Source organism: Thermosporothrix sp. COM3 (assembly GCF_059696735.1).
In genome coordinates this window covers 1-21418 of record NZ_AP019376.1, presented here as the reverse complement: position 1 = coordinate 21418, position 21418 = coordinate 1, and the positions used below count along the sequence as shown (strand labels likewise).

The window sequence follows — 21418 nt, the reverse complement described above, 5'->3', positions numbered from 1 at the left end:
AGGAGGATCAGGTTCAGCGTCCTGCACGAGGCAGCTTAGTGGATGAGTCCACGCAGGGTGGCGCGGGCCTCAAGCCATTTGTGCTTGCAGAAGGACACCTGCTGTTCGGCGAGGCGCACTTCTTCTTGCACCGCTTGGACGATGGGACTCTGATCCCATCGTGCCTGCTGGAGATGCTCGAGCAACTGAATGGCATGGCGCAGAGACATATGGAGTTGTTGCGTCGCTGGACTCTGCGGTGCAGGGGAATGCCTCATGATGAATGAGCGCACCCCAACTGCGTAGTTGAAGAGCCCAAACCAGCGGAGTCGTTCTGCCTCCTGGTGGAAGGCGTACTCATCCATATACTGCTGCTGCTGCAAGCTCTCTTGCAGGAAAGCAATATGCTGTTCCTGCTGCTGGATCATCCTCATGTGATGATACTCAGCTTGCTCGAGGGCTTGTTGCAGTTTGGCGCGCGCAGCTTTATACTGCGCCATTGCCTGCTGGTACTCAGCTTCCCAGAAGTGCACTGCCGCTGCCACGCTTTCAGGGGTGATCCCTTGCGGAGCCGGAGCCGGAGCTTTCATCTCGACGATGATATGGTGTCCGGCAACGGGGACGAGCGCGGCCTCCGGTGCGTTTTGGATGCGTTTCTTTTTCTGGAAACGCGGCTGCTGCGGAACGTTCTGCTCCGCTTGAGCGTTTTGCACGCTCTGTGGTCGCGAGACGTTCTGCTCCGCTTGAGCGTTTTTCACGCTCTGTGGTCGCGAGACGCCCTGCTCCGCTTGAGCGTTTTTCGCGTTCTGTGGCTGTGAAATGGCTTGCTCCTGTGGCCGAGAACTGTGAGCGTCCTGTGGCTGAGAAACGTCCTGTGGCCGAGAACTGCGAGAGTTCTGTGACTGAGAAACGTCCTGCGGAACAAGTTGAGCCTGTGAAACGCTGGAAGGGTGTGCCATGGGGTTTCCTCCTTTGGTGAAGAGATGGAGAAGCAAAGGAGGGTTCGCCCATGAGCCAAAATGCACGCTCAGGGATCACAGGTTCAGTCTTCTGTGCGCGTTACCCTCCTTTCTTTGCTTCAATCGATACGTTCGTCTCTCTCTTGCGGTGAGATGGGTTCTGCAAGAGAGGAGAGATCTCTCTGCCCGGAGAACCTGGGGCAGAACGCAGGCCCCAACCGTACCATCCCGGTGGGCGTGGATCGCGCATCACACTCCTTGCGCGGGAGGAGATCATCTTCTATGAAGAAGCATACCTGGACGATGGGGAGAAGGCAAGTAGGGAAAGAAAACCTCTTTGTCACCCGTTTCTGCTCGTGGGGCTCTTGTGAGGCGAAGGGGCGATGGGCGTGAGAAGCCAGCGGAGGCAGAGGAACATGCTGGAAAAACGATGGTGATAGGACATCGAAAACGAGGAACGAAAATGAGCGAAAATGGGGGAACGGTGTGGTGAGGAGACGCTAAGAAGAAGAGCGCTCCTCAGCGGTGGCATGAGGTGCTGCCTGGATGCTCTTTTCAAGCTGCTCCATTTCTTCAGCCGTCCAGAGTCGCTTCTGATGGCCTGCCGCATACTCGTATTTGTTATCGAGGACGGTTTTGCTGATGATGATATTGCGGCGAGTAAAGGGTTCCAGGGTGCCAGCGGAAGTATAAGGATTGATGACCCAGCGACGAGAAAGGATGTATTCTGGCTGAAAGATCCAGGAGGGATGAGGGAACGCAACCCGATTGCAGAGCTCCTCGACCATCGCGGCACAAAAAGCGGCCCATCGCTGTTGCGTGAGTGTCTGCCCGACTGGTGGAGGGGTTTGGATTAACTCCTGCCGATGGGTGACAGCGAAACACCACCAGTCATGGAGAAAACATTTCACCGCATACCAGGGATCTTCTCCCTGAACGATGAGTTCGGGAATCTGAGACACCGGATGGATGGGATAGGGAAGCAGTGCTTTCATCGGTTGGGGTGATCTCCTTTCTCAGTGTGTCCTTCTCTTCTATTATACCCCAAAAAAAGAGGGAGAGAGCTGCTTCTGGGGAAGCGCTCTCTCTGGTAGCAGCACTGCTTTATTTGGAAAAGCAGCGTTCGATGGCATTGGCTATTTCCTGGGGCCGCATGCTTTGCATGTGAGGAGGAATATAGCGCTGAACCAATTCCCAGGCCTGAGCGTGGGATGAGATGCGCAAGCGTTTGGCGAGGGCCTGGATATCGCGGTCGTCATCTTCTCGACCGGCAAAAAGTTTGAGTGCAAGGATATACTGCTCTTCAGGAATGAGCACGCGGAGATGGGAGAATTGCTTCCAGAGCGAAGGGGATTGCGGTCGTCCGATTTGGTCGATGACAATGGTAACATCATCATTGAACCAGTCAGACGGCAGCCGGTATGTCTGTGCAATAGCGGTAGCAGCGTGCTTGACGGCCCGATAGATGTGTGCCTGATTGGTGGCAATCGAGACATCAATGTCGCGGGTCGTTTTCCGATTTTGCACGACACTAACCATATAAGCGCCTCCTACAAGCAAGATAGAGGCCTTAATTCCCTCTTCTGCCAGTTTGTCATTGAGCAAGGCGAGATGACGTTCAATGGCTTTCTGGTTCATCATCTGTCGTTTCATATCCTTCTTTCCTTTCTGCCAAAAAAGGAGAAGAGGAAAGAAGGGCGGCTAGATGCATTCCCCCGCGTGCCTGAGCGACACGACGTTTGTGCTTTTTCCCTCCTTTCCTCTTCAGACAAGTGGATCGCCAGAGACAGGCGCAGGGGATCCGAGCTGCGCTCCTTCAGAACCGTGAAGGAAACCGGCCATCAGCAGTCCTGATGGGGGACCCGCGTCATCGTCCTCGCGGAAGGACCGCCGTATGCTCCCGTGCGAGGAGGGCTCCTTGAGCGCAAGGAGCAGTGAGAGAACGAGTATAGGAAGAGTATAGGATAGAGGGGAGGGGAAAACAAGAGCAAAAAGAAAGAAAAAAGGCACGAGAAAAGAGGGGGGAGGGGTGGCCCAAGAGGAGCCAGAGCGTGGCTTGTCAAGCGGGAGGAGGATGAAGTTGATGGGAGTGAGAAGGTGGTGCTGAGACATCGAAACACAGGAGCAAACCAGAGAACAATGCGTCGTTGTGCGAGAGGCAGGGTGCAGATGGTCTTTCTCTCTTGAAGGACTGCTTCAGGCAGAAAGGTACTTCGAAGACAAGAGCCTTTCTGCTCACCTCTGAGGCGAACACGTCTGCCAGGATGCAGGTCCAATGAAGCTCGAAAAGGCCATTTTTTCGATGCGCAAACACCATCGAAAAAAGAGCGTGATGTTTGTGGTATGAAAGGGCTTGTCAAGCCGTTTGAGCTTCCAGAAAGTGGTTCGACTCTTTAAGAAGAAGAAGAGAGGAATGGAGCTGGAAGAGGTGAAAAAAAAGATCTTTTTTTTCGCGCGCGTGTTGGCAAAAGGTGAGAGCCAGAGAAGAGACGTTGTTCTCAAGGAAGGGGTCTGGCTTCCAACAACCGGAACAGAGCCGGAACTCGTGCTGTTCGACGTTTGGGGAATGTCTCGTGTTCTGTGTTTCCTGAAACCGTTCCTCACACCTTGCTGCTGCGATCGGCTGCTGGTGTCATTGCGAAGGGCGGGGCTGAGAGATGATGGGGAAGGAGGACGTGTTTGAGCAATCAGTGATCTTACGTCGCTGAGAAGCTGACTCTACAGGGGGATCTGCGCGAGGAGTGGGCAGCCTGTTTTCTCCTTCCGGAAGAGCATTCACGACCACGCCATCCACTTCGATCCAGGCGTGAGATGTCGTTGTGTGTGTATCTGAGAAAAACCGCCTTCATGAGCTCAAAAAGAAAAAAGAGGCTCAACCGGTTGGGCTGTGCCTCGTCTCTCTCGCTTGTCACCGTTTGCGCTGGTGTTTTTGACTAGAAAGCGCATATGGGAGCAGCTCTCTAAGGAGATTTCCCAGGAGCTGGCGCCGGATCTCGCGATAAGACAGGTGAATTGCATCATGAACCCCCTGAATAGTGCTTCACACGGTAATGATAGCTACGAGCAGCAGCAGGTCGCGCAATGGAATGTTTCTCGTAGGCATGAGAGGGACACTGCCTCACGTGCCTCCCTTGAGTGTGTCCCTCACTGGACCTGGGATCACATCGTTGTTCATGTGTGTTCCCCGTTTGCTCCTTGCTCATCCCTTCCCATCCTAAAGGTGGGGGTATCAAAAGGACGTAGAGAAATGCGTCTCCAGGCCTCGGGGGAAAACGGCTGGCCTGGCTGCCCAAGAGAGGGCCCGGAGAAGACGAGAGGAACGTGAGAGGCATACCTCGCATGAGCGTTGAGAATGGAGGCGAAACAACGGACCAATTGCCTGCGTGAGCGGCTGCCCCTTTTGCGCATGTGGCATGCTGATAGGCGCGGATGTGCTATCAAGGACGTGATAGGTCCAATCGAGCGAGCCTTCTGCATCGTGGAGCCGTTGCAACTTCGTCAGGCCACCTTGTGCCAGGGCGATCACTCCCGCCAGCCACAGGCCGTCTTCGACCCGGCTCCTATGACAAAGAAGCGGCCTTGAGCGTCTCGCGTGGGCTCTGCCATAATCACCTCGATGTCGTGCTGCGGCATTATCTCCGCTAACAGTGTGGAAAGATTGTGGATACGCTGTGGATGAAGAGCCGCTCCAGGGGATGATGCAGCATCCCCGACGTGGTCGGGCGCATTTGCGTTATGGCTCTTACCTCCTTCGTTCCTCTTCCTGGCGTATGGCCGCATCTCGAAACCGTCGCGCCAGGCGGTCGAGCGGGGTATCTAAGATGCCCTCAACCCGATCCAGTGGGACATCTTGCCAGGGAGAGTCACAGAAGTCGGCAGGTGTTATGTGGCCGGATTTGAGCTGCTCAACAGAGCGCGATGCGGTTTCTTGGCTCCCCTCATACAGCAGATGAATGGTGCCGATGCCGACAAGGCCAACCGCATAGGTATTTTTTCGGGCAATCAGATAGTATTCTGGCTGCATGCTGTTCTCCTTTCGTTGCGGCTCTCTCAATGTTCAGTATGTCCTTGACTGCAAACACAGGCGTGAACCTGGAAGCAGGGAAAATCGGCTTCCGCCCTTCAACCATGAGGCAAAAACCAGGAATGTCTGAAGCGTTTCAGACATATTCACGTCATCTGCTTGCTGGTAAGGAAGGAAACCAGGAAATCGCTTTACCGCTTTAGCTTCTTACTCGCAAGAGGTTTTCATGGTAAGATGGTGAGCCAGTTTGCCGTCTTCCTGTTTTACCGGGAAGTCGACTTGCTGTCTTCCTGGTAAAGCTCTAAGCTGGTAAATCTCCTTACCTGTAAAACGTCTTCCTGTTTTACCAGCTTCCTTCCAGAGCGTCTTCACAGTTTCCTGTCAAGCTGTCTTATAAATAAAACGCTATACAGGCAAGCAAGCATAGCGTTTTGTCAGCAAACCATCTCCCCTGTGAAACGCTTTACTGGCGTCCTGGTGACGTCCAATATCGTTGTCCTCTCGTCGCGCTCTCCAAGCCATTCCTTTTCAGTTCATCGTCTTTGGCGATGAACGTGTATAGTTTACCGCCTTCGACACCAGGCGGTTTCCTGTGCCGCGTGCACAGCAAGCAAGCAGAAGGAGGAGCAAGAAGGCAGGAACACCAGAAGAGGGAAGAGAGGGAAGGCAGAAGCAAGCAAGGAGGCAGCACAGAGCAAGCGTCCAGACGTTCCAGCGCGCATGATGCCCCTGCTCGCCCCCGCAGGTGCTTGGGCTAGGCGCGTGCTGCCCGCTGCTGGAGCCGGCGCAGGCGGTCTTGCGAGCGTGCCAACTCGCCCATATGCTCAAGAAACTGCGCTAGCGGCAGGGGTGTGCCGATCAGCCCTTTGATGGGAACCCGCTTCAGCAGCGTGCTGCCCTGCATGATGGCAAACTGGCGGGTGTGGGCCTCAACCACCAGCGCGACCGTCTGCCCCGCCAACGCTTGTTTCACGTAGGAGGGCTGATGTTCTACGATCATGCGGCCATCCGCCTTGACCCGTCGCACAAAGGCTCGCCCATTCATCGCATGCAGCCAGGCATCAGGATCAACCTGCTCTGGCAGCCTGGGCCGCTGGGGCAGGCTCGGGAAGACCTCGCGGGGAGGGCGATTGCCACAGGCGCGTCCCTGATGGGGCCGCTGCTCGTTGTAATGGCGCAGATACGCTGCCGTCACCTCACGCACCTCCGAGAGCGTCTGAGGCCGCTGCACCTGCAAGCATTCCTCCTTGAACGAGCGGTGGTACCGCTCCACATACCCGTTGCGTTCAGGATGCTGTGGCGGGCAGACGTTGGGCTGCACGCCCACGCAGAGCAGAAAGCGGGACAAGACGGAGGGGAAATCCCGCCCCGAAGCCGAGCCAACCCATCTGGGATCACGATCAAAGGTGAGCATGCGAGGCAAACCGTACCGCTGCAAGAAGGCCACCACCGCCTCAAAGGCCGAATGCCGCATGAAAGTCGTCACGCACGACCGCTTCCAGCAGCAGGGAGGTACCCACATCGACAAAGTTGAGCACTTCGACCACATGCGCCCGCTTTTCATCGGCTTCCGTTGGCGAAAGACCCGCATCCTTGCGCATCGATCTGCACTTCCTCCAGTGGCTCACGCGGCGGCCAGGGCTGCTGCTGAGGCGGCTCTGCCGCCACGAGCACGCCTTCTTCGCGCAAGATGCGCCAGACCGTGCGGCTGGAACGAGGGAGCGACTCGTCGGTCAGCTCGGGATCACGGTGCAGGAAGAAGAGCAAGGTGCGAGGGCCAGGCACCCGTTGCAAGCCATCCGGTGGCTGTTCGCGTAGCTCCAGGAGCCGGCTTCTCACGCGCTGGGAGAAGCGTGAGCGACGGGGCTGGCGGGGCAAGCGGGGACGAGAGAAGAGCACCGAGAGATCATTTGAGGCGGCGTGCGCAAAGCGGTCACGCCACTTTTTGACCATGCTGGTCGAGCAGCCCACCGCGTCGGCAATCTGTTGAAGCGTCCAGTCGGGATGCTGGCGCAGCAGATGCCGGATCATGGCGCGCTGCTGGAGCCACAAGGCTTCCATGTACACCTCCATCCAGGTTCAGGCACGAAACAACCCTGCTTCAGTGTACCGCCTGGAGAGGCTGGCCGCAAACTCCCATCTCGATCCCTCCTGCTTGGAGGCTCGGTTTTGCACGCGGCACAGGAAACCGCGCCGTGTCAAAGGCGGTAAATCGTACAATGAACGTGTTGCAGACGTTCTTGCTTGGCCTCATAGCGCTGACCTGGTCGTTGAGCTGGTTTGAGCGGGTCATGCCGTGTGTTTCCCCGCTTGAAGCGGGCGGGAAGCGGCGTGTGAGGGAGGGTGCACGATGGGGATCCGCACGAGCGGCGAGTAACCTGTTGCCACTTCTGGAATATCATTCACGACCACGCCATCCACTTCGACCCAGGCGTGGAATTCAAAGCGCTCATTTTTGGCAAAGCGATCTCTCCCGATCGTCACGTGAGCGGGGATTCCTGCGCGGCACAAGTAAGCGCAGAAAGCGACTGAGCGCGTCACACAGAGGGCCTGGGGAGCGATGAGTCGGACCAGACAGTGACAGAAAAGCAGTTCCCGCCGCGCCAGATGGATGATCTCAGGAAGCGAAGACGTGGCGAACGCGACCGCTCCAGGCCACAGCGAGGCCAGATACTGATGGGCTCGACTCCAGCCCGGCCACCCCCGCTCACTCCACTGGGAGGGCGCTTTTTCTTCGCCCTGGAGAAGGCGTAGAGCTGTGAAGGCAGATTGCCAGGCATGGAGACGTTGCCACCAGGAAAAGGAAGGAAGGGACGACGGTGTTGCGACTCCTGTCAGCAAAAAGTCCCAGTCCTCTTCAAGAGGCACTGACCCCCTGCGTGGCTGGTGCTGATATGGGAAACACGAGTGGAACGCTGGTTGCGTGAATGGCGGATCTGGTGAGTGGAGCAGGTCAAGCTGCTCCAGCTGGTGCAGGAGCGCGTGAATGCCCTGTTGAAGGGTCTCTCGATCAGCATCGTAGCGAGACGCAAGTCCTATCAGCAGATCCTCATGCGTCGTCACCTGCAATCCGAGTGTCAGGATATCGGTGGCACTGGGAGTCAAGCGATAAAGCGTTCCCTGAAGACTCTCAAGCAGGACTCCTTCGCCGTCAGCAGCATCAAAGCCAACAGAAGGCTTCAGTTCAATGAAAGCCATGTCCGTCTCCTTTCATGAGTTGATCGAATCGACGAAGAAAAAGCTCAGTCATGGCGCTGCTGATCAGGCTATAGGAGGGATGAGCGAATCGAGCGTGGATCTGAAAGCACTGAGAGCAGTTTTCCTCGATCAAGAATCCCTCGTCTTATCAAGCTCGACTCAGGCGTCGCGAGCCATGCGAGGAGCCGATCAGGAGACGTCAGACAAAACGACTGCGCAGGGGCATCTAACCAACTCCCCCATTGGCGGGTAATGATCTCTGACGGCACGTCGTGTCGCCAGGCCCATTTGAGGACTGGCTTCACGATTTTGACTCCCATTCGGGGGAGCAAACGATATGCATCTGGAAGTGCTGCTCCAAAGCGGAGCAACGCTTTGTGATGAAACGGATGACAGACCCGTATTCCATGTGGTTGCCAAACAGAGAGCTCAAGAACAGTATCTTGCGGGGAAAAGGCACCGGCTTCCACGGGTGTGATGGCAGGAACTTCCTCCCCATCGACTGACGTCAGAAAATCTGCTCGCCGCAGACGGCGTTGATCTTCTTGTTGCCCCTGTTCAAGCCGCATACTGGTTTTGCCGACAACCGGAAAGGCTGGGTGGAGGCTGCGAAGCAGGGCTGTCGTTGACCAATCGGTCGTTAATGCGCCAAGCAGCATCCTCCCTTTCTCGCGCAACGAAATCGGTGATCGGAGGACAGCAGAGAGGCCATAGGTGGCAGGAGCAAACAGGGTGTCACCCCCACGACCGGTGGCAAGCAGCGTGATACCATCCTGGTGCAGCTGTTTTGCTACCTGCAGCATCCAGATATATCCGGGATGACTATAGGGATGAGGCATATCCCAGGACGCGGAGAGATAGTCTTGATCGCCAGTATTGACAGGAACCGCAACGAGAGGAATGCCTAAGCGTTGGCAAAGAGCGCGTGCAAACCGTTCCTCACTGGCATCTGGATCGGCAAAAGAGAAGTGGTAGGCCGTGACGTTCGCTCCGGCCAGCGTGAGGGCGGCAGCGATAGCGGAGGAGTCAATCCCGCCACTCAAGAGGATGCCAATTCGACCGACAGAGACAAGTGGCTGCACGGCCTGGAGCAGAAGCTGACGGCTCCATTGCGCCCACGCATCCAGACTCATCCGAGCAGGACACGAAAACGGGGTGACGTGATCAAATGGAAGGGTATGTACACGCTCTTGCTCGATAACGACAAGCTGGCCAGCAGGAACGACGTGAAGATCTCGGTAGAGAAAGACGTTTTCTCCTCGACAACAGTGACGAATCGCTCCTTCATCAAGATCTTGAACCCCATCCACCAGGTCCAGTGGATTCGTTGACCAGCGCACGATCTGAGGCGTGACCCGGTAAAAAATATTCTCGTTTGAGGTAAGGCTTTTGAAGAGAAAGAGACGCCCAGGAGAGAGGAGACAGCCAACTCCTTCCCCTGGGAGGTGTGCTACCTCGTGATAGCGACCCTGCTTCAGGTGAGAGATCAGGGAGGCAATCCTTGACGATGAGAGATCAGGGAAGAAACCGGCAAACAAGACGAGGTCCTGTTGTGTGTATGGTGAAGCACAGAGAGGGAAGTCTTCAGCATGTCGTAGCCACTGCACAACCGTGCGCAATGAGGTTCCCTGACGAAACGTGGTTGACCGAACGGCATGGCGATACTGAAAAAGGGAAAGCTGATCGCGTTGAAGATGGCCGTCAAAGCCGACATACTGTGTTGCCAGTGTCATCCTTGCGTTCTCCTTCGAGAAAAAAGGGAGAGGAAGGAATGCAATGAGCTCCCTTCCTCCACAGCGTTTATTTTCGCTTGGTATCCCAGGCGTCGTAGGTATCAGTATCGCCGTCCTGCCCTGTGACGGGTTGAATGGTTCCCGCTCGTTGAATGATGGGAGTCTCAAACGGCTTTCTGAGCCGGGAGACGCGCTGCTTGAGGTCCTTTTCAGACGTCTTTTTGGGAAGAAAAGACATATTTCCTCTCCTCTCTTCTGATAAAACAACTTCTCACAAATGCTACAAAGAGATTACCATTTTCTCTGCTTTCATGTCAAATGCGCTTTTCATAAAATGTGCTCTTGCGACAGGATTTTTCATGAGATAGGATAGAAACGAGACAGTCTTGATCGGTCTGCACCTCGTTTGCTCAATGGGAAGGAGAGGAGTATGTTTGAGGAGACAGCACAGATCTATGGTTTTGCGCTTTCACCGGATGGGAAGAGCGTTGCATTGACAACAAGGACGGGCAAGCGGTCTTTGCTCAGTTGGGTGGAGGTGGAAAGCGGGCAGTGGATCAAATCTATGGAGTTACCGGTTGCTGGCCAGGCCGTAAGTTGGTCACCTGATGGAACCATGCTGGTATGCAGTGGTGAGCGTTCAAGCCAGGCATCAACCGACCTCTTGCTCATCACCGAAAATGGAGCAGAAGTTCTGCTTTCCCAGCCCGGGCAACATATTACCTGGCCAACCTGGAACCCTGAGGGCACGGCGCTGGCATGTGCCTGCTTTCATGGGCCACCTCGTCGGGACCATCCACAAATTATGACCTTCCAGCTTGCCAGCAGGCAGTTGGTGCAGCAGACGACCGGGGGAGGGTCGTTACCTCAGTTCACCCCGTGTGGCAGGAAGCTCCTTTTTTATCGTCCTCCTGATCTGTGGGTGGTTGATCTGGTAACGCGGCAGGAACACCGTTTGACGCACCATGAGAAGACGTTGCTGTATCCGCGGTGTTGTCATGGGACCAAGCTGCTCTTTGAATATGGCTCTTACAGTATCCGACAGATTGGGCTTCTTGACCTCAACTCGTTCCACGTGGAGCCACTCTCAGCAGAGGATGAAGATGCGCGTGGTCCGAGCTGGTCGCCTGAGGGGGAAATCACCTATATCGAAAATCAAACCAGCCTGGTGGGGCTCTTGCCCTCTGGAGAGCGCCTCTGGAGTGTTGCTCTGCCCGAGCCAGATGGCGTCGAAGCCTATCCATATACCGCGCCGCAGTGGGCGCACCAGGGATCACGCCTGGTCTTGCTGGATACGATGCGCTCGCGTCTCTGGCTTTTTGAGAAAGAGCCGGTGCCGACGTTCAAACAATTGGTCTGTTTTCGGTCCCCCTCGGTTGCCCCCCTGCGCGCGCAACGGATCCAGTATGCTGATGCAACGGGTCGCGTGATCCCTGCGTTGCTCTTTGGCCCGCAGGGGCCAGCCGATGACAAAAAAGCGGTGATCTGGGTCCACGGAGGTCCTCATAGTCAGACCAGTCTCTCTGATCCCTCTGTCCGGGCGCTTGTGGATGCGGGCTGGTTGGTGCTTGCCCCCGACTATCAGGGATCGATAGGGCATGGGCCGATATGGGAACAGTTGCCTCCTGAGCAGCGAGGTGAACGGGATCTGTTGGATGTCGTGAGTGGTCACCCCTACCTCGTTGAGCACCTTGGTATTCCTTCTCATCGCATTGCGATTGCGGGATACAGCTATGGTGGATATCTGGCCCTTCTCGCCCTGACCCAGTACCCGTCTCTGTGGGCTGCCGGAGCCTCACTCTGGGGGATCTGGGACGCGAGGGAGATTCAGCGGATGGCAGCTCCAATGAAAGCCGTGTCTCGTTTCAGTGAAGCCTGGCTTGATGCACGTTCTCCCCTTGCTCAGATCAAGCAGCTTCAGGCCCCTGTCCTGATTTTGCATGGAGCGCATGATAGCACCTCAACGGTGCAAGAAGTGCAGTCCGTCAAGGAGCAGCTGACAGGGCTGGGAAGAGTCTGTGACGTGCATGTCTTTGCGGATGCGGGACATGGATTGCCTCAGTATACGCACGTCTGCTGCGAACGATTGCTGTGTTTTCTGAGGCAATATTGCTGAAGCGAGTCGTGGCTCTGCCTGGAGGCGCGTGGTGAGCTGCGTTGGCTGGAGCGCTTGTGTGGGTGTGAAGCGGCGTGGGAGGCAAGGGCCCAGGCGAAATATCAGCGGGGAGGGACGATGTTTGCTCGTCTGAGGAAAAAACGCCTTCATGAGCACAGAAAGAAAAAAGAGGCACAACCGGTCGTGTATGATTCATCGCCATCGTGAGTGGCAAGGATCGAGCAGATCGTGAACGCTCGGGCACCCCCCCCTCACCCACGAGCCAGGGCCTTCCTTGAGAGGAGAAGGACGCTGACATCGCTTGCAAAAGGGACATCTGAGAGCAAAAGAGGAAGGAAACCAGAGGCAGAAAGAAAAAAAGTCCCGGGTTCCCACAGCCGCCTCCTTCCCTGCTCACAGCCGCCTCATGCGGAAGGAAAGAGCCGACGAGTCACGACGTGCTGCCTGGCTTTGCGCTCTTCAGCGACCGCTTGTGTACGCATGAAGGCCACAAAGGCGTTCAGGGGCATCGCTTCGCCCACCAGTCCCTTGATCGGCACCTTTTTGAGCAGCCGGCCATCCCACCAGATCTCGAAGGAACGGCTCGCGGCTCGCAGCAGCACCGTGACGAACTGCCCGGCATAAGCCACCCCCACGGAGTAGAGTCGCTCGTCAATAAGGATGGGGCCGGTGAGGGGAACGGAAGGGATTGCCGAAGCAGGCGGCCGAGAGCGAGGAGTGCAAGGAAAGGTGAAAGATCCATGCAGACGTGCGGAGAGAGGGAGTGCCATACGTGTGAGGGAGAACGCGATACTGCTTTGTCTTGCTGCAGAAAACATGGTATACTGAAGATGAGAAGAAGGAGAGGGAAAAGCATGTTCTTCGCCATTGATATTGATGGAACGATTGCGCATGACGAACGGGATCGTGGGTATGCGCGGTATCTCAATCGGATGTTGCATCTTGGGATGAGGGATGAGGTGCTCGAACAGATAGAGACCCTCGCGGACCTTTTTTGTCTGCCTGAGGTCGAAGCCTTTGTGAGGAGAGAACCGGATGCAGAACAGCTCTGGAGAGGGGCCCTCAAGCAAGCGCAACATGACGCTGAAGTTCAGGAAGGGCTGGTCCCTCTTCCGGGAGCCGTCGAAGGCGTCAAGACGCTTGCAACGCTTGGAACGGTTGCCTATATTACCTGCCGAAGGGGTGAGAGTTGGGAGCGAACCTCTCAGTGGCTCAAGCGCCATGGATTTCCTGCTGCGGAGCGGCTCTTTCCCTGTGCGCACTATCATGACAAATATGTTGCAGTCTTCATGCAGGCAGCGTCCAGGGAGCCAGTCGTGTTTATTGATGATCGGGTGCCCGATCTGATCCGTAGTTTTAAGCGTCTTGTGGGAGAGCAGAAGGAGGTTGCGGTTTCGTTGTATCGGCGCATGGGATTGCTGGCCTTTGGGTATGAAGCGTTACCTGAGCGTCTTCCGTCTTCATTTGTCAGCCGGGTTCCAGTAGGCGTTTTGCCCTCATGGACCCAGTTGGAAAGCTGTCTGTTGAAGGACATGGAGGGAGCATATGGTCCTGTGGTTTTTTGGCTGGGGCAAGGATGAGGATGAGGAGGATGATGAGAAAAAAAAGAAAGAGAAGATGCAGCAAGATCTTGATGATCTCGAAGAGATGGTGTTCAATGACCCTGAATTTGACGAGCATGCTGATGCTGGTTTGATTCCTTCATCGAATCCAGGCAAAGAGGATGATGAAGGACCAGACACCGATAAGGTCCGTATCCCCTGGTGGCCCTTTGGGAAGAAGTGATGCGCTCTCGTTGGTGCTGTGTTTTGCGGGAAGCGCTCCGGGAGGAAGCCCCTTGCCCGTGCAGGGTGCAGCATGATCGTTGTAGTGCTTTGATGAGAGCGCTCTGGAGCGAATCCCAGAATGCAGAGCATGAGGTGGCTCATCTCCCTTCCTTCAACCGCAATCACACGCTCGCGGTACCTGCGCAGAGATTACCCGTGTGCCCAGACATGCTGAAAGAATGTCCACGCGACCTCTCATCCTGCCAAGACTCTCCCTCTCTCCGCTTGCTTCCCAGGAAGTTGCCCGTGTAGGCACCGTTGTTGAACGTGTCTCGTGCTCCTGCGCGAACCTGATGGGCTGACTGGGTGCGTATGAGGTTCGTGCAGAAAAGCGCAGCAAGAGGCGGGGACTGCTTCAGCGGCGGGAAAGGTCTCTTCTGGTTTGAGTGATGGAACAACGCGTCAAAAAGGGGTCTCTTCAAAGCGGTTCGTGCAGACGATGTGCGGCAGCTCCTGCGAAGCCAACGCGAGAGAACCCAGAACACGGATGGCAATGGCTGATGAGGGTGATTGAGGGGCCTTGAACACAGTGAACGTACACGGTCACGCGAAGCTTGAACACAGTGAACATGCACTGTGTTGTGCAGATGAAGCGGTGTCACGGCTCATTGGGGCTGTTGAGGATTAAAGCCTGATGCAAGGAAGAGGCTTCGGTGCTTCTTGAAGGGAGAAAGGTGGATGGAACCTCCCAAACGCACTGCCCATGCCGTGTGAGAACGGCCGTTGCCGTGTTTTGAAGGGAGTGCGGTGGGACCGCAAGCACCGAGCATGAAGCAGGTTCATCTCCCTTCCTTCAAGCGTCATTCCCTGCCCGTGATACCTGCGCATCGGGGCCAGAGGAGTGCGACGCGCACTCGTGGCGCTCATCGGCAACCCCCCTCTTGCGTGTGGGTTCGCACCAGCAGGGGAGCCGCACGCTTCGTCTGGTGCTCTTCGCTCAGATGGCACGGGCAGCGAACGTGCTTCAGGTTCTTGCACCAGCCTCATCGGCAACCAGGGCGTGCCTCTGCTTGAGCAGGTCTTCCCTGGTTGCCGATGCCTGGCATGCTCGTACGAGTGGCCTCTCACCCCCTTCAAGGGGCTTGCTTTGCAGCCTTGTGGGATGCTCTCGGGTGGGGTCACCGCTCTCTCGCATAGAGAGGGAACCCGTCTTGCGTGATCCTGACGGTATACTGGTGCAGCGAGGGCTTCCCTTGCTGATGCCACGCGTCACTGGCGGCAAGGAGGTGGCTCCAGAGCGGAATGGTTCCTCGAACCTGAACGAGATATCCCCCTGGTTCCGGCAGAAACGTCAGGAGTGTTTGCCCGTGTCGCAAACAGGTGAGGAGTCTTTGGTGTTCCTGCTGAAAGCGATAGGCGAGAGAGAGACCTGGCAGAGCACATTCGACAAAAAGCCGAAAAGCCGCATCGCCTTGAAGGAGTGCTGGAAGATCGAGGGTGGTGTGAGCCTCCTCTCTCACAGGGAGACGATCATACGCTTGCCAGGGAAGGCGTTGTCCCCAGGGAGGCGTGGGCGCATGTTGCAACAGCAGAAAGAAGCCAGGTGTCGCGAGGCAGGTGCCGGCCACATACCCTGTGTGTTTGACCAGGCGAACTAAGGGCGTGGCGAGCGATCCTTGCAGGTGACAGACCAGAATCCCCCCTTCGGCAAGTTGGTCACGCCAAGCTGCTGGAATAGCGTGAACAGCTCCCGTCGCGATGATGCGGTCATAGGGAGCTCCATCAGGAGAGCCGTTGTGCCCGTCGCCGACGAGAACCTGCACTCGATAGCCTCCCTGACGGAGCCGCTGCTGTGCCTGGGTGACGAGCTCAGCATCGATGTCAAGCGAGCGGATCTCTTGCTCGGTCAACAGAGCAAGCAGGGCAGCATTGTAGCCAGTTCCGGTGCCAATCTCCAGGACCCGCATCCCTTTTTTGAGCGAGAGCGCCTCGATCATCCCTGCCATAATGGAGGGCTGACTGCTGGATGAGCAGGGATGGCCGTCTCTGTTGACTTTGGTAATCAAGGGGCGATCGCTGAAGATGGTTTCCAGGTCTCGGTGTGAGGAACGTTCCTAAGAATTAACGTCATATATTGACAAATAGCACCATTTATGCTACAATCTCTGTATGAAGTTAAGTCAGTATGCTAAACAACAAGGCATTAGCTACCGAACGGCGTTTCGCTGGTGGCAAGCAGGACAGATCAAAGGCTATCAGGCTCCCTCTGGAACCATTATCGTGACCGAGGGAGAGACGGAACATTCCCGTCCTGAGAAGGTTGCCATTTATGCTCGCGTCTCATCGGCTGAGCACAAGGAGAACCTGGAACGGCAAGCCGAACGCCTTTCTCAGTATTGTACCGTGAGAGGCTATCAGGTGGCACAAGTGGTCAAGGAAATTGCATCAGGCGTGAATGATAGCCGCCCTAAGTTGCTGAGTCTGCTCAAGGATACGAGCATCACACGGATTGTGGTAGAACACAAGGACCGCTTGACTCGCTTCGGCTTTCGCTACATTGAGACACTCTTAGAGACGCAAGGGCGAACTCTTGAAGTCGTCAATGTGGCAGAGAATGATAAAGAGGACCTGATACAGGATTTAGCCAGTATCGTGTACTCGCTGTGCGCAAGACTCTACGGCCAACGCCGTGCCAAACGGAAGACCGAGCGGCTGGTACAGGAATTACAGGCAAAGGAGGACACCGATGAGATGAGTTGAGCAGCATATCATTAGCCAGAATGATGAGCGTTGGCAAGCTATCGATGCGGCAGCTTTTGCCTCCAAGAACTTGTACAATGCTGCTAACTATCTCATTCGACAGTCCTTCATTCATGAGGGCGTCTACTTGAACTATGCGGCCATCTTCCACCAGATCAAGACTCACGAGGCATATCAGGCTCTTCCTCGCAAAGTCTCCAATGATGTCCTTCGTCTGCTTGATAAGAACTGGAAGTCTTTCTTCAAGGCGATGAAAGCATGGAAAGAGGACCCATCCAAGTTCTTAGGCCGTCCGAAATTGCCCAAGTACAAAGAGAAAGACGGGCGCAACATCCTCGTCTACGATATTCAGGCACTCTCCAAGCCCTCATTGAAGCGGGGAATGGTTGTCCCGTCTCAGCTTGGCATCCTCATCGAGACGAAACAGCAGAACGTGGTACAGGTTCGCATTGTGCCACGTGGCAATCATTATGTGGTGGAAGTCGTCTATGAGAAGGAAGAAGCCCAGGCAAACGTTGACCCTGCTCTTGTGGCCGCTATTGACATCGGGTTAGATCACTTAGCCGCGCTAACTTCCAACAAGCCAGGCTTTCGGCCGCGTCTTGTGAATGGGCGTCCGCTCAAGTCGATCAACCAGTACTACAATAAGCGGCGTGCTGAGCTTCAAAGCAAATTAGGCAATCGTGGAACCAGTCCACGTCTCGAACGGTTGACGGATAAGCGAACCCGCAAGATCAATCACTACCTGCATACGCAGAGTCACCGCATTATCGAACATCTCGTCGAAGAGGGCATCGGAACGTTGGTGATCGGCAAGAACCCGAATTGGAAACAGGAGATCAACCTGGGCAAACGCACCAACCAGAACTTTGTGAGCATCCCACATGCACGCTTCATCGAAATGCTCAGCTACAAGGCCAAGCTAGTCGGCATACGGGTGATCGTGGCCGAGGAAAGTCACACCAGCAAGTGCAGCTTCCTCGATCTTGAGCCGATCTGCCACCATGAGCACTATGTAGGCAAACGGGTGAAACGGGGCTTGTTCCGTGCCTCCAATGGACGCCGTATCCATGCGGACGTGAACGGGAGCTATAACATCCTGAGAAAAGCAATCCCTAACTCCTTCGGGCAGGGGATAGAGGGCGTGGCAGTCCGTCCAGTGGGTTTACCCACATACTGAGCAATATTTGTCATTGCTTAGGTGAACTGTTCTTTCCAGACGCCGGGAGCTTCCTGCACCAGGTACGAAGGAACAAAGTGAGCCCGCGAGACGTGCAAAAAGGCGGCGCGGAGTGCAGGCGAAAGAGGAGTTGAGCGCTCAATCTCCTCGACAAGCTGACTGCTCGAGTGAGCGGTGTGTGTCATGCTGAATTCCCTCCACGAAGCAAGACGGTGGCGATGGTGCGAGAAAAGGGCAACCCCGTTTCAGTTTCAAGCCAGCCATATTGTCCATTGGGGTCGATTTCCAGGAAGATGAAGTCCCCTGAAGGGGTGACGATGAGATCAAGAGCTCCATAGAGCAGGCCAAGCGCTTGTGTCAAAGCGATGCAGCGCTGCTCAACTTCCCGAGGCAATGGTTCAACCCAGTAGCGTAAATCCTGATAGGAGGCACGCCAGTCTTGCCGGGAAGCGTGAGCCCGTTGTGAATCGATGCCCACAGCGAGGACGGTTTCTCCAATGACGGTCGCCCGAATCTCATAGCACTTGGGAATGTCTGCCTGAAAGAGGTGAGCCGTCTCGCGGATGCCTTCTCGTTGGGAAAGGAGTTCCTCCCCAACCAGGCTGGTGTAAATGGTATAGTAGGTGTGTCCGCCTCCAGGAAAGAAATTGCCATGGAGTGGCTTATAGATAACTCGTCCTTCTTGCTGCTGCCAGAAAGCCAGAAAGGCCTCTGGATCATTAGTGATGAGCGTATCGGGAAGATGCCACCCGAGCGAGGCAGCGAGTGTGAGCTGAAAAGGCTGAAAGCTTGCGCGGCGGATCGCCTCCAGGTCGTTCATCCAGAGACATGACAGGCTGCGCAAGATGCCTCCAAAGCCCTTCATTGCTTCATTTTCCAGAAAGCGCTCGACCGTTTCAGGGTAGCCTTCTCGGATGTGATAGTGATGGGGACGACGCACATAGACACTGGTGATGGCATCAAATGGAAGGGGGCCGTGCGTGGTTTGGATGGTGCCTTGCCAGGGTGTGGTCTCTCTCACTCTCGCTGAGAGGCTGATTCTCTGGGGAAATGCGGCGGGATTGAGCAGGACAGCCTGTCCTCCCAGATGCTCAATGTGTTGCTGAACACGGTGTGCCGTACTATCGTGCTCATGAGAAAGAATGAGCACGGCCATTAGTCGTCATCCATCCAGTCAAGCACTTCGTTGCTGTTTGGGTTGGGTGTGCTCCCATCGCCCCCTGTTGTGTCTGCATCCGTCTTGGTTCCCTTGTCGCAGGTGAGGTCTTGAGGGACAGCAACATTTTTCCGTGCAAAATGGAGGCCGAAAGGCCGTGAAGGCAGCTCAAAAGGGTGTGCAGGGATGACCAGGCGCACAGATGCCTCGAAATCTCGCTGAATCATACCCACTCCTTCCTGAGAATGGAAAGAGATCTTCTGATACTTGTAGTATATCATTTTTCTGAGTATCTCGTAAAGTATGCTATGGTTCATGCTGTGTCTGCTCGGGTGCTTGATGGAAATCACTGCTTGTGGACTCTTCTCAGAGGCGGCTCATGAGCTTGAGCCGTCTGGGGTGGTTGAGGTGGAACCACGCTGGCTCGGGTCAGTGGAGCAGGGAAGCCAAGAGGATCTGTGGCGACCGAGCAGCAGACGCTCTGAAAGGCGGTGGGTGTGCCGTTGTGGCAGGGAGTGGAAGGGATTCCTCCGTGAAGGGGGAAGAGCACTCAGACGTGAGGGGATGCGAGCTGGTAAGGAGGAGCGGTGCGGAAGGAAAGGCGGTGCCGCTGTGTCCCGGCTCATCGGAACAGGGAGATGTTCCCATGAAGCCGGAACCAACGGCACGAGAGACGTGTGTCCTGCGAGGCCAGGAGGGGTGGTAAGTGGTCAGGAAGAGGGGCTCTTGCGGCTGCCTGCTCTGGCATTGGGGGTGAAGGGGAAGAAGGCGTTGTCGCGCCTGGGAGAGAGTGGGATGCAGTAGTGATGCGTTCCCTCCTTCCAGCGATAATTCCAGTATGGCCCAAATGCTTTGAAGTCAAAGGCCGCCTGCTGGAAGACATCGGGGATTGCGCTGGCGGTGGTGATGCGATGTGTGAGGAGGTATGTGGCGAGTTCAGGGTCGACGCCGGTGACGAGTGATGGGGGAAGTGAGTCGAGGGAGCGATCTGCTTTGCGTGCCCGCTGAAGCGCTTGCAGGAGGGCTTTGACCGCTGGCTTGAGGCCTGCGCGTTTCCAGACCTTATACTGCTCGATGTGGCCGGTGCGCCGGATCAAGGCTGCACGGAGCGCTGGAAGACGGCGTTCAAAGGTATTGAGGGCGGCCCGAGCCAGTTCCACCGAGCCCAGTTCTTCTGGAGAGGGCACGGTGAATTCCTGCGCTGAAGGTGCTGTGGGACCAGGTGAGGCGATCTCTGAGCCCTCTCCGTCCTTGGTCATCTCCGAGGGCGCAGCCGCGGGGGAGGCCTGAACAAGTGTCGCGAGCTGGTCGACGAAGAAGCTTTCTTCCGTCGAGAGCAACTCAGCAGCAAGGTCGAGCGCTGCTTGCGCAGCCTGAAGGCGTGCGGCGAGGCGTTGGCGGCGCAAGGTGAGGAAGTGTGCGTTGAGATGTTTGGCATGTTTGCACGAGGCGAAGCGGCGTTCCAAAGCCTCCAGTGCGGTTGTCTCAGCGTGAGCCAGGCGAGCACTGGCTTCCTGATCCTGGATGGCGGTGAGCTGTGCCATGAGCTGGCTGGCAGTGGCCTGAAGCGCTTGAAGGTGGCTCAGGACCTGTTCTTGTGCGGTCTGGGCATCCTCGAAAAGGATGTCGAGCGGATGCGGCTGGTGGGGCTGCCAGTTCAGGCGCCCGCTTCTGCTGCGTTCGATGCGACGGGATGTGTTCATCGTGCGTGCGTCCTCCTCTGAAAAGAGTTGTGTCCTTTCTCTAGTATACTGGACAGAAAGAGAAGAAGCCAATCGGAACATGCTCCTGTGGGAAAGCAGGGGGGAAATGCTGGATGTGGTGACAAAAAGAGCCTTTTTGTCTGTCTCTCAGCAGGATGCGGCGGAGGGACCTCGTGGGAACATTATCCCTGTTCCTGGAGAGAGTGCAATCGTTTCGGCTGCTCACGTAAGGGGGATCGCGTGACGATGGTGTCCAAACGCTTGAGCGTTTCACCGTCGAAACGTTCGGGACGCCCAAAATGGGTAGGATTGCTGGAAGGCCAGCCTCCTGGGTCAGGATTTTTGGACACCCGAAGAACCTGCTGTGGTTTGGATGGCCACCAGCCCTGAGGATGGTGTGTGCAAATACCCCTGAGAGGCGACGATCGGCACAGAGGTGGGAGAAAGGGGGAGGTTGGGCTTGATGGGGCTCAGGGGGTCGGATATTACTACAATAATATGTTACTGTCTTGGAGCCAAGATCACATGTTCCTGTTACCAGGAACCGCTCATTCCGCTTTTCTAGTAAAAGTAACAGAAGCAATAGCGAGAATGTTCCCGTATAGAGCCAGGTGTAACCGGTACTTGCCCTATGTTACTGGGTGATATTGGGACTTTTGTCCTAGAAACAGAGGTGGTCAGGGTATTTGTATACACAATTCCCTCGGTAGTCGCGGGAGCAGGGATATACTACAATACAGTAACAGATATTATGTTCCGTTGATAAGCATATAGTCATCTACTACAATGACAGTAACATGGGTATTAGGCCCGCGGTACAGGGCATACACAAAGAATTACTTTC

At 55.8% G+C, this 21418-nt stretch carries 22 protein-coding genes; 7 read left to right on the top strand and 15 right to left on the bottom strand.

What is annotated here, in order from left to right:
- Positions 1-35: 35 nt before the first annotated feature.
- From KTH_RS00110 to KTH_RS00100, 3 genes are all read right to left on the bottom strand, one after another.
- On the bottom strand, positions 36-938 hold the full coding sequence (locus KTH_RS00110; protein WP_497615680.1) for a hypothetical protein: 903 nt from the start codon (positions 936-938) through the stop codon (positions 36-38).
- 500 nt (positions 939-1438) lie between these two features.
- Positions 1439-1933 carry a hypothetical protein gene (locus KTH_RS00105; protein WP_111323497.1) on the bottom strand — a complete coding sequence of 165 codons (495 nt, stop codon included), beginning with the start codon at positions 1931-1933 and terminating at the stop codon, positions 1439-1441.
- Between the two features lie 109 nt (positions 1934-2042).
- Positions 2043-2591 carry a hypothetical protein gene (locus KTH_RS00100; protein WP_497615678.1) on the bottom strand — a complete coding sequence of 183 codons (549 nt, stop codon included), beginning with the start codon at positions 2589-2591 and terminating at the stop codon, positions 2043-2045.
- Positions 2592-3351: 760 nt separating this feature from the next.
- Here KTH_RS00100 and KTH_RS00095 point away from each other — a divergent pair.
- Together KTH_RS00095 and KTH_RS00090 are read left to right on the top strand one after the other, a co-directional pair.
- Entirely contained in the window at positions 3352-3621 is a 270-nt protein-coding gene (locus tag KTH_RS00095; RefSeq protein WP_497615677.1) for a hypothetical protein, read from the top strand.
- A 669-nt stretch (positions 3622-4290) separates the two neighbouring features.
- Positions 4291-4521, top strand: coding sequence for a hypothetical protein (locus KTH_RS00090; protein ID WP_497615675.1), 231 nt, complete (start codon positions 4291-4293; stop codon positions 4519-4521).
- A 159-nt stretch (positions 4522-4680) separates the two neighbouring features.
- On the opposite strand, the gene KTH_RS00085 is transcribed toward KTH_RS00090, so the two are convergent.
- From KTH_RS00085 to KTH_RS00060, 6 genes are all read right to left on the bottom strand, one after another.
- On the bottom strand, positions 4681-4962 hold the full coding sequence (locus KTH_RS00085) for a hypothetical protein (protein ID WP_497615674.1): 282 nt from the start codon (positions 4960-4962) through the stop codon (positions 4681-4683).
- A 754-nt stretch (positions 4963-5716) separates the two neighbouring features.
- Positions 5717-6448, bottom strand: coding sequence for an integrase core domain-containing protein (locus tag KTH_RS00080; protein ID WP_497615672.1), 732 nt, complete (start codon positions 6446-6448; stop codon positions 5717-5719).
- A 74-nt stretch (positions 6449-6522) separates the two neighbouring features.
- The gene (locus KTH_RS00075; protein WP_497615670.1) at positions 6523-7023 is read right to left on the bottom strand and encodes a helix-turn-helix domain-containing protein; all 501 of its coding nucleotides are present in this window, start codon (positions 7021-7023) and stop codon (positions 6523-6525) included.
- Between the two features lie 228 nt (positions 7024-7251).
- On the bottom strand, positions 7252-8160 hold the full coding sequence (locus tag KTH_RS00070) for a lasso peptide biosynthesis B2 protein (RefSeq protein WP_497615668.1): 909 nt from the start codon (positions 8158-8160) through the stop codon (positions 7252-7254).
- 68 nt (positions 8161-8228) lie between these two features.
- Positions 8229-9893, bottom strand: coding sequence for an asparagine synthase-related protein (locus KTH_RS00065; RefSeq protein WP_497615666.1), 1665 nt, complete (start codon positions 9891-9893; stop codon positions 8229-8231).
- Between the two features lie 67 nt (positions 9894-9960).
- Positions 9961-10131 carry a hypothetical protein gene (locus KTH_RS00060; protein ID WP_497615665.1) on the bottom strand — a complete coding sequence of 57 codons (171 nt, stop codon included), beginning with the start codon at positions 10129-10131 and terminating at the stop codon, positions 9961-9963.
- A 192-nt stretch (positions 10132-10323) separates the two neighbouring features.
- On the opposite strand from KTH_RS00060, the gene KTH_RS00055 reads away from it, so the two are divergent.
- Positions 10324-12009 (top strand): S9 family peptidase, encoded by a 1686-nt coding sequence (locus tag KTH_RS00055; protein WP_497615663.1) that lies wholly within the window; start codon positions 10324-10326, stop codon positions 12007-12009.
- A 404-nt stretch (positions 12010-12413) separates the two neighbouring features.
- On the opposite strand, the gene KTH_RS00050 is transcribed toward KTH_RS00055, so the two are convergent.
- A complete protein-coding gene (locus KTH_RS00050; RefSeq protein ID WP_497615661.1) occupies positions 12414-12779 on the bottom strand; it encodes a hypothetical protein in 366 nt (121 codons plus the stop codon).
- 84 nt (positions 12780-12863) lie between these two features.
- On the opposite strand from KTH_RS00050, the gene KTH_RS00045 reads away from it, so the two are divergent.
- On the top strand, positions 12864-13589 hold the full coding sequence (locus tag KTH_RS00045) for a hypothetical protein (protein ID WP_497615659.1): 726 nt from the start codon (positions 12864-12866) through the stop codon (positions 13587-13589).
- A 37-nt stretch (positions 13590-13626) separates the two neighbouring features.
- Positions 13627-13794, top strand: a complete 168-nt coding sequence (locus KTH_RS00040) for a hypothetical protein (RefSeq protein ID WP_497615657.1) — start codon at positions 13627-13629, stop codon at positions 13792-13794.
- 1159 nt (positions 13795-14953) lie between these two features.
- Here KTH_RS00040 and KTH_RS00035 read toward each other — a convergent pair.
- On the bottom strand, positions 14954-15841 hold the full coding sequence (locus KTH_RS00035) for a methyltransferase domain-containing protein (RefSeq protein WP_497615655.1): 888 nt from the start codon (positions 15839-15841) through the stop codon (positions 14954-14956).
- A 103-nt stretch (positions 15842-15944) separates the two neighbouring features.
- Between KTH_RS00035 and KTH_RS00030 the strand changes: the two genes are divergently transcribed.
- Both KTH_RS00030 and KTH_RS00025 read left to right on the top strand, forming a co-directional pair.
- Positions 15945-16535: an IS607 family transposase gene (locus tag KTH_RS00030; RefSeq protein ID WP_497615653.1), complete on the top strand. Its 591-nt coding sequence runs from the start codon at positions 15945-15947 to the stop codon at positions 16533-16535.
- Between the two features lie 7 nt (positions 16536-16542).
- Entirely contained in the window at positions 16543-17715 is a 1173-nt protein-coding gene (locus tag KTH_RS00025; RefSeq protein ID WP_497623164.1) for an RNA-guided endonuclease InsQ/TnpB family protein, read from the top strand.
- A gap of 17 nt (positions 17716-17732) precedes the next feature.
- On the opposite strand, the gene KTH_RS00020 is transcribed toward KTH_RS00025, so the two are convergent.
- From KTH_RS00020 to KTH_RS00005, 4 genes are all read right to left on the bottom strand, one after another.
- Positions 17733-17900, bottom strand: a complete 168-nt coding sequence (locus KTH_RS00020; RefSeq protein ID WP_497615652.1) for a hypothetical protein — start codon at positions 17898-17900, stop codon at positions 17733-17735.
- The gene (locus KTH_RS00015; protein WP_497615650.1) at positions 17897-18871 is read right to left on the bottom strand and encodes an MvdC/MvdD family ATP grasp protein; all 975 of its coding nucleotides are present in this window, start codon (positions 18869-18871) and stop codon (positions 17897-17899) included. Before KTH_RS00015 ends, KTH_RS00020 begins: the two co-directional genes overlap by 4 nt.
- Complete coding sequence (locus KTH_RS00010) at positions 18871-19098, bottom strand: hypothetical protein (RefSeq protein ID WP_497615648.1); 228 nt, start codon at positions 19096-19098, stop codon at positions 18871-18873. The genes KTH_RS00015 and KTH_RS00010 overlap by 1 nt, the downstream gene beginning before the upstream one ends.
- A gap of 483 nt (positions 19099-19581) precedes the next feature.
- Positions 19582-20574 carry a hypothetical protein gene (locus tag KTH_RS00005; RefSeq protein ID WP_497615647.1) on the bottom strand — a complete coding sequence of 331 codons (993 nt, stop codon included), beginning with the start codon at positions 20572-20574 and terminating at the stop codon, positions 19582-19584.
- Positions 20575-21418: the final 844 nt, after the last annotated feature.